This is a genomic window from Variovorax sp. 01T432 (assembly GCF_056398605.1).
In genome coordinates, this window is the sequence record NZ_JBFTPS010000020.1 from 101,412 (window position 1) to 109,501 (window position 8,090).

Genomic DNA, 8,090 nt, shown 5'->3' on the forward strand with positions numbered 1-8,090 from the left:
GCGTTCTCGCGTTCAAGGCGCTGCCGTGTCGTAGATCGCAGCGGGACGCTGGCCGGCGAGCGCCTGCAGCAGGTTGGTCGTCGCCAGTTCGGCCATGGCATGCCGCGTCTCGTGCGTGGCCGAGCCGATGTGCGGCAGCGGCGTGACGCGCGGGTGGGTGCGCAAGGGCGAATCGGAGGGCAGCGGTTCGGTCGCGAACACATCCAGGCCGGCGGCGCGCAGCGTGCCGTGGTCGAGCGCCGCGAGCAGCGCGTCTTCCTGCACAGTGGCGCCGCGCCCGCCGTTGATGAAGATCGCCCCAGGCTTCATGGCGCCGAAGACGCTGGCGTCGATCATGCCGCGGGTGCTGTCCGACAGCGGCAGCATCGCGACCACGAAGTCGGCGCGCGCCAGGAGCTCGTTCATGGGGGTGTGGCGGGCGCGGCCCTGCAATTCCGGTGCCTGAGCGGCGAGATCGACCGGTCGACGCGCGTGATAGAGCACCGGCATGCCAAAGCCCAGCGCGGCGCGGCGCGCGATGGCCTGGCCGATGCGCCCGAAGCCGAGCAGGCCGAGCGTCTTGCCGTGCACGTCGAAGCCGAAGAGGTCTTCGCCGATGTTCTGGGTCCAGCGGCCCTCGCGCACGAGATTCGACAGTTCGACCACGCGCCGGCTGCTGGCCATCAGCAGCGCAAAGACGGTGTCGGCCACGGTCTCGTCGAGCACGCCGGGCGTATGGCACAGCATGATGCCGCGCGCGTGCAGGGCCCGCAGCGCGTAGTTGTCGACACCCACCGAGACGCTGGAGATCACTTCCAGCGCCGGTGCGCGGGCCAGCAAGGCGTCGTCGACCGGATAGCTCGAGCCGATCAGGCCATGCGCGAGCGCCAGCGCGGCATCGAAGGCCCCGCGCTGGGCGGCCACCTTCGGATTGGCCACCGTGACTTCATGCTCGGCCTGCAGCCGGGCCAGCTGGTCGTCGGGCAGCTCACGGAAGACAAGGACGTTCTTGCGCGTCATAGCCCGGCCTCTTCGAGTTGGGCGCGCGTCGGCAGGCCTTCGGTGTCGCCCAGCACCTGCACGGCGCGCGCGCCGATCCAGGCGCCGCGCCGCACGGCCTCGGGCACCGTCTTGCCCTCGAGCAAGGCGCTGATCACGCCGGCCGCGAAGCCGTCGCCGGCGCCGACCGTGTCGACCACCTCGGCGACCGGAAATCCCTCGACGCGTCCCGTGCCGGCCACGTCGCTGTCGTAGTAGGCGCCCTCGGCGCCGAGCTTCACGACCACCAGCTTGGCACCAAGCTGGCGATAGAAATGCGCGACCGCCTCGGGCGTGCGCTCGCCGGTGAGGATCAGGCCCTCCTCGATGCCCGGCAGCACCCAGTCGGCGCGAGCGGCGAGCTCGTTGATCCAGTGCCGCATCGCTTCCGGCGAGGACCACAGCGTGGGCCGCAGGTTGGGGTCGAAGGAGATCGTTCGGCCCGCCGCGCGCATCACGTCCATGGACTTGATCGCCGCCTGCAGGCTGGTGTCGGAGATGGCGGCGAACACGCCGGTCGCGTGCAGGTGGCGCGCCGAGCGCAGCCAGGCCTCGTCGACATCGGCCGGCCCCATCTGGCTGGCGGCGGAGCCCTTGCGGTGGTATTCGACCGGCGGATCGCTGCCGTCCGTCACGCGGCCCTTGAACTGGAAGCCGGTGCGCTGTGTCGGGTCGCAGATCACGTGCGAGCAGTCGATGCCCTCGCCCTGCATGGCGGCCAGCAGTGCGCGGCCCATCGAGTCGGTGCCCAGGCGGCTGGCCCAGCCGACCTTCAGGCCCAGTCGCGCGAGGCCGATGGCGACATTGGTCTCGGCGCCGGCGGTGCGCTTGTGGAAGGAGCTTGCGTTCTCGATCGGCCCGGGCCGGTCGGCCACCAGCAGCAGCATGGCCTCGCCGAAAAGCGCGACGTCAAATGTCGGATTCGTCATGATGGGTTTCGCAGCGAACGGATATCCGCGACCTGGTCGCGCGTGACGGCGAACAGGTCGTCGCCGATCAGGGGGTATTCGATGGCGTGCGGCACGTCGCCCGGCAGGGCGCGCAGAACGGCGCGCCAGGGCGCGAGGGAGTCGGCAAGCGGCACGGCCACCCACTTGGCCGGCAGGCGCTGCACGCCCTTGCAGTGGACGTAGCGCACGCGACCGGCCAGCGTCTGAGCGGCTTGCAGCGGACATTCGCCGAGCCAGTGCCAGTTGCCCATGTCGAAGGTCATGCCGAGCTCGAGCCCGGCCCGGTCAGCCGCATCGAAGAAGGCTTGCAAGGCGGGCAAGGTGCCGGCGGAGACGGTCTGGTCGTTCTCGATCACCAGCTCGACGCGCGTCTCGGCCAGTTGAACCTTGAGCCCCCACAGCGAGCCATGTGACGACGTGCGAAAGTCGCCGATCGACATCTTGAGCCGCCTGGCGCCGAGCGTGGTCGCCGCGGCGATGCCGCGCCCGAGCGCGGCGCTGTCGAGCCAGCCGCCCTCGGCCCAGAGTCCCTCGGGACTGGAGTAGACGGACGCGAGCCCCGCGAGCGCTGGCAACTCGGTGGCCGGGTCGCGCAGCAGTTCGCCGCGCACCTCGACGCTGTCCGCGCCGGCAGCCTTGGCCAATTGCGCGCACCACAGCTGCCCGTGCCGCCCGGTCTCCGCGGCGCCGAACGACGAAAGTGAAATCAATACCTGCATAGCCCGTCTTCCAAGTGCGTCATTCCAAAAGTACCGCGGAACCGGCTCGGCCGGGCCGCCGGCATGGCCCCCTGCAAGGGGGTAGGCGGCCACACGAAGTGGGCAAGCCTGGGGGTGAGCCCTGTTCAGTGCTGTTTCAATATCTGGCCGAGGAACTGCCGCGTCTTCTCATGCTTCGGGTGGCCGAAGAACTCCTGCGGCGGCGCCTGCTCGATGATCTTGCCGTCGGCCATGAAGATCACGCGGTCGGCCACGCTGCGGGCGAAGCCCATCTCGTGCGTGACGCAGAGCATGGTCATGCCGTCTTCGGCCAGGCCGATCATGGTGTCGAGCACTTCCTTGACCATTTCCGGATCGAGCGCCGAGGTGGGCTCGTCGAACAGCATGATCTTGGGCGTCATGCACAGGGCGCGCGCGATCGCCACGCGCTGCTGCTGGCCGCCGGAGAGCTGGCTCGGGTACTTGTGCGCCTGCTCGGGAATGCGAACGCGCGTGAGGTATTTCATCGCCACCTCTTCGGCCTCGGCGCGGCTCATGCCGCGCGAGCGCATGGGCGCCAGCGTGCAGTTCTGCAGGATGGTGAGGTGCGGGAACAAGTTGAACTGCTGGAACACCATGCCGACCTCGGCGCGCACCGCGTCGACGTTCTTCCCACCGGCCGTGAGCTCGATGCCGTCGACCACGATGCGGCCCTTCTGCACGGTCTCCAGCCGGTTGATGCAGCGGATCAGCGTCGACTTGCCGGAGCCCGAGGGTCCGCAGATCACGATGCGTTCGCCGGTGCGCACCGAGAGGTCGATGTCGGTCAGCACCTGGAAAGTGCCGTACCACTTGTTCACCGCCTCGATCTGGATGATCGGTTCGGCATCGACCGGATTGGCGACTGCGTCCGTCATGGGATGTATTCCTTGAATTCAGTTGATCAGCGCCCGCGCGCCCCATCCGCCCGGAAACACCGCGGAACCGGCTCCGCCGGTCCGCCGGTGTTGCCCCCCTGAAAGGGGGTGGGCGAAGCGACACGAAGTGCGCGAAGCCTGGGGGTCAGTTCAGCTTGGGCAGATCGGTCTGCAGCCACTTGTTGTAGAGCTTGTTCAGCTCGCCATTGGCGGTGTTCTTCTGCACGAACTCGTTCACGTTCTTCAGCAGATCGTCCTGGCCCGGACGAATGGCGATGGCCATGGCCTGCTGGACCAGCGTGAACTTGTTCTCGAAGGTGTGCGCCGGCACGCGCTTGGCGATCTGCGCCGCGACGGTGACCGAGCAGCCGATCGCATCGACCTGGCCGGACATCAGCGCCTGCATGGCCGATGCGTCGTCGTCGAAGCGGCGGATCTCGGTGCCTTCCGGCGCGGCCTTGGTCACGGCCACGTCCTGCGTGCTGGCACGGGCCACGCCCACGCGCATGCCCTTGAGGTCGGCCGGACCCTTGATGGCGCTGCCCGTCTTGCCGTAGAGCACGATGGTCGCGGCCGCATAGGGCTGCGAGAACTGCACCTGCTTGGCGCGCTCGGGCGTCACCGCCAGCGAAGCGACCAGCAGGTCGACCTTGTTGGTGAGCAGGAAGGGAATGCGGTTCGGGCCGGTGACCGGCACGATGTTGGCCTTGACGCCCCAGTCCTTGGCCAGCAGCTTGGCGACGTCGGCGTCGTAGCCGTCGGGCTCGTTCTTCGCGTTGGTGGTGCCGTAGGGCGGGAAGTCGACCAGCATGCCGATGGTGATCTCGCCCTTCTTCTTGATGTCGGCCACGGTCTGTGCCGAGGCGAGCGGGGCGAAGGCCGCCAGCGCGGCGCCGAGGCCGATGGCAGCGAGGACCGCGCGGCGGGTGGAAGAACGGATCATGTCGAAGTCTCCTTGGTTTGAGGACGGAAGCAGAAAGAGGAAGAAAGCCGGGGAACTCAGCGCGCGAGCGCCTTGGCGCGCTTGCGCTCCATGCGCGCGGCGGCGAGCGACAGCGGCCAGCAGATGACGAAATAGATCGCGGCCACGGTGGTGAAGACGTAGAGCGGCTGGAAGGTCGCGTTGTTGATGATCTGGCCGGCGCGCGTGATCTCGGTGAAGCCGATGATGGCGGCCAGCGAAGTGCCCTTGATGATCTGCACCACGTAGCCCACCGTCGGCGCCAGCGCGATCTTGAAGGCCTGCGGAAGCACCACGTCGCGCATGCGCGATGTGTAGTTGAGGCTGAGCGCCTCGGCCGCTTCCCACTGGCCGCGCGGAATGGCCTGGATGCAGCCGCGCCAGATCTCGCCGAGGAAGGCGGCGCTGTTGAGGATCAGCGCCACGCCGGCGGCGATCCATGGGTTGATGTCGAAGCCGAGCACCGGCGCGCCGAAGAAGATCAGGAACAGTTGCAGCAGCAGCGGTGTGCCCTGGAAGACCTGGATGAAGCCGGTGGAGAGCACGCGCGCGGTCTTGTTGTCGGAAGTGCGGGCCAGCGCGATGACGAGCCCGAGGAGCGCGCCGCCGATGAAGGCGATCAGCGACAGCGCGAGCGTCCATTTGGCCGCTTCGAGAATGAACAGGAATTCGGGATAGCCGAAGGTACGCATGATGTTCAGCGCCGGTCCGGGTAGTTGAGGGTGCGCTTGTAGATGAGCTTGAAGAGCCCGGAGAAGGCAAGCGCCAGGGCGAGGTAGATCCCCGCGACCACGATGTAGATCTCGAAGCTGCGGAAGGTCTGCGATTGCAGATTGGCGGCGACCGAGGTCAGGTCGTCGGCCGAGATCACCGACACCACCGCCGAGCTCAGCATGAGCAGGATGAACTGGCTCGTGAGCGCCGGGTAGATGGCCTTCAGCGCGGGCTTGATGATGACGAAGCGGAAGATCTCCCACGGCTTCAGGTTGAGCGCCCTGCCCGCCTCGATCTGGCCCTTGGGGATCGACTCGATGCCGGCACGGATGATTTCGGTCGCATAGGCGCCGAGGTTCACCACCATCGCCGTGAGCGCCGCCGTGTAGGGCGACCAGCGCAGGCCGATGGCCGGAAGCGCGAAGAAAAAGAAGAACAGCTGCACCAGGAAGGGCGTGTTGCGGATGACCTCGATGTACGCGTTCACGATGAAGCGCAGCCAGCCTGGCCCCGAGGTCTTGCCCCAGGCGCAGAAGATGGCGACCACCAGGCCCAGCAGCGTGGCGATGAGGGAGAGCTGGATCGTGATCCAGGTGCCCTTCAGCAGCAGCGGCCAGGCGGCAAGAACGGCTTCGAACTGGAATTGGTAGTGCACGGGAGAAGGGCTTCGGGAAGGCTTCAGGGAGGATCGAAGTATATGAAACCGGTTTCAGACTCGCACTAGGGATTCCCCTAGGGTGCGATCCCGGGCTGGGCCGCCCCTACACTGCGCGATGCTGATCGCCGAGACGTCCGACGCCGTGACATGCAGCGCCCATGCAGGTGCGCCGCCCGCCGTGCGCCACCTGCGCCAATCCTTGCTGTGGCCCTTGCGGCTGATGCCGACGCCGCAGGCGCGCCATGCGCATCGCGGCCCATGGCAGGTGCTGCGCGATCTCGGCGACGCCTCTCCATGGCGCGAGGAGACCCACGAATACACCGGCGGCAGCGACCGCTTCCACGAGCGCCACTACAGCGAGTTCGTGAGTTTCCTGCCCTACGTGCAGCGCTTCCTGTACGGGGAGGGACGCTCGACGCAGCAGGCCGGCCCCGAGGACGGCGGCGAGTCGCCGATGCGCATCTTCCGGCGCAGCGATATCGCCGCCGTGCGCGTGGTGACGCGGCCGGGCGAGGCGCCGATGACGCTGCAGGTGGTGCATGTCGATCTCTACTTCTTCTTCGACGTCGACGTGGTGCTGCTCAACATGGAAGTCGGCATCGACGACCTGAGGCTGCCGCAGGCACAGGAGCTCCTCTACCGCTTCGGCCGCGCCTACCCCGGCGGCTGGGACGCGCAGGGCCAGGCGCTTCATTGCATGCACAGCGTCGAATGGCTGGATGCCGAAGGCGGCGTGCTGTCGGCTTCCGATGCGCAGCAGCGCGAGGCCTTCATCTCGCACGTGGCCGAGCATCGCGCGCCGCGCCTTGCAAGGCACTGGGCCTGGTTGATGCGCCCGCTGGTGAGTCACCATTCCGATGAGCCCGGCGCGCTGCGCTTCAGGCAGATCGAGTACTACCGCATGCCGGTCATGGCCTATCTCGCGCTCGACGATCCGCGCCGGCTCACGCGCGCCGACTTCATCCGGCTGGCAATGGTGCCGGGCGCGGCCGAGCCGGCCGCGAGCGGTGCCGGCCCCCTGCCCTATGCCGAGGACCAGGTGGGGGACTTCGAACAGCGCTACTGCTACGACCGTTTCTGGGTCGACGCCGGCGCGGCGCCGAACACGCGCTACCTTTGCAACGGCCGCGCGCTCATCGCGGTGGGCGATGCGCGTTCCGAATTCTTCTGCTGCCGCGACCGCGGCGTGCTGGCGCAGTTCCGCCACCAGCACTTCCTGCTCTTCCTCATCGCGCATTTCCAGAAGGCCGCGCTCCTGATGTTCTCCGACCGGCTGGTGGAAGCGCTGCGCCTGCTCAACGTGCACGATGTCGCCAGCGTGAAGCGCTTCAAGCGCGCCATCCGCGCGAGCTTCGAAGGATTCCTTCGCTTCACGCACCGCTACTGGTTCCACGAGATCTCCGAGCAGGCGCAGGTGCGGGCGCTGTCCCACCTTTGCACCACGCACCTGGGGCTCGACCCGCTCTACGAGGAAGTCAAGGAACGCATCGCCGAGATGAACACCTACCTCGACGCCGACAGCCTGCGGCGCCAGGCCAACACGGTCGTGCGCCTGACGGTGGTGACGCTGTTCGGCCTGATCGGCACCATCACCACCGGCTTCCTCGGCATGAACCTGCTGGCCGAAGCAGACGCGCCGCTGTGGCGCAAGCTGGCGTGGTTCGGCCTGGTCTTCGTCCTCACGACCTGGCTCACGGTCTACACGATGATCAAGTCCAAGCGCCTGTCGGATTTCATCGACGCGCTCTCGGACGAGCGCCACACCTTCCGCAGCAAGCTGGGCGTGCTGGCGCGCGTCTGGCGGCCGGGTTCGGACTGACGAGGGGTCCGGCCTCGATCGCGCGGCACGACCGCCGCACATCTGTTGCATTCCCGAATCATCACCGCGGTGATGCTGTCGAGGCGCATCGCGCACGGCCGCATGAGCGCGGAGGCGATCGCTCGCCGCGCGTGCAGGTCCGTCTTGCGCCCCCCCGCCTGTCACGCGAGCTTGACAAATGAATGTCGCCGCTCGAACGGGCGTTTGATACCATTTTGCGTTCAATAGATTAGATATGATGTCTATCCACGTACTTCAAGGAGTCGTGGATGAAGAGTCTGATCGTTGGGGATAAGCCGACTGTGATGCGCTTGGCAGAACGGCTCAAGCAAGCTGACAGCCATGCGCAATATCAG

General features: G+C 67.3%; 8 protein-coding genes. 1 reads left to right on the forward strand and 7 read right to left on the reverse strand.

The genetic code is table 11. The annotated features are described in order from the left end of the window. Nucleotides 1-12: 12 nt before the first annotated feature. The 7 genes from AC1DNF_RS17010 to AC1DNF_RS17040 all read right to left on the reverse strand — a co-directional run bounded on the left by AC1DNF_RS17010 (nt 13) and on the right by AC1DNF_RS17040 (nt 5,912). Nucleotides 13-999, reverse strand: a complete 987-nt coding sequence (locus AC1DNF_RS17010; RefSeq protein WP_478149785.1) for a 2-hydroxyacid dehydrogenase — start codon at nt 997-999, stop codon at nt 13-15. Further along, entirely contained in the window at nt 996-1,946 is a 951-nt protein-coding gene (locus AC1DNF_RS17015; RefSeq protein WP_478149786.1) for a sugar kinase, read from the reverse strand. Before AC1DNF_RS17015 ends, AC1DNF_RS17010 begins: the two co-directional genes overlap by 4 nt. Further along, the gene (locus AC1DNF_RS17020; protein ID WP_478149787.1) at nt 1,943-2,686 is read right to left on the reverse strand and encodes a sugar phosphate isomerase/epimerase family protein; all 744 of its coding nucleotides are present in this window, start codon (nt 2,684-2,686) and stop codon (nt 1,943-1,945) included. Before AC1DNF_RS17020 ends, AC1DNF_RS17015 begins: the two co-directional genes overlap by 4 nt. 125 nt (nt 2,687-2,811) lie before the next feature. After that, complete coding sequence (locus tag AC1DNF_RS17025) at nt 2,812-3,582, reverse strand: amino acid ABC transporter ATP-binding protein (RefSeq protein ID WP_478149788.1); 771 nt, start codon at nt 3,580-3,582, stop codon at nt 2,812-2,814. Between the two features lie 145 nt (nt 3,583-3,727). Further along, nucleotides 3,728-4,525 carry a transporter substrate-binding domain-containing protein gene (locus AC1DNF_RS17030; RefSeq protein WP_478149789.1) on the reverse strand — a complete coding sequence of 266 codons (798 nt, stop codon included), beginning with the start codon at nt 4,523-4,525 and terminating at the stop codon, nt 3,728-3,730. A gap of 56 nt (nt 4,526-4,581) precedes the next feature. Continuing rightward, a complete protein-coding gene (locus AC1DNF_RS17035; protein WP_478149790.1) occupies nt 4,582-5,235 on the reverse strand; it encodes an amino acid ABC transporter permease in 654 nt (217 codons plus the stop codon). 5 nt (nt 5,236-5,240) lie between these two features. Beyond that, nucleotides 5,241-5,912 carry an amino acid ABC transporter permease gene (locus tag AC1DNF_RS17040; RefSeq protein WP_478149791.1) on the reverse strand — a complete coding sequence of 224 codons (672 nt, stop codon included), beginning with the start codon at nt 5,910-5,912 and terminating at the stop codon, nt 5,241-5,243. A 118-nt stretch (nt 5,913-6,030) separates the two neighbouring features. Between AC1DNF_RS17040 and AC1DNF_RS17045 the strand changes: the two genes are divergently transcribed. Next, nucleotides 6,031-7,734: a hypothetical protein gene (locus AC1DNF_RS17045; RefSeq protein ID WP_478149792.1), complete on the forward strand. Its 1,704-nt coding sequence runs from the start codon at nt 6,031-6,033 to the stop codon at nt 7,732-7,734. The last annotated feature ends 356 nt before the right edge of the window (nt 7,735-8,090 follow it).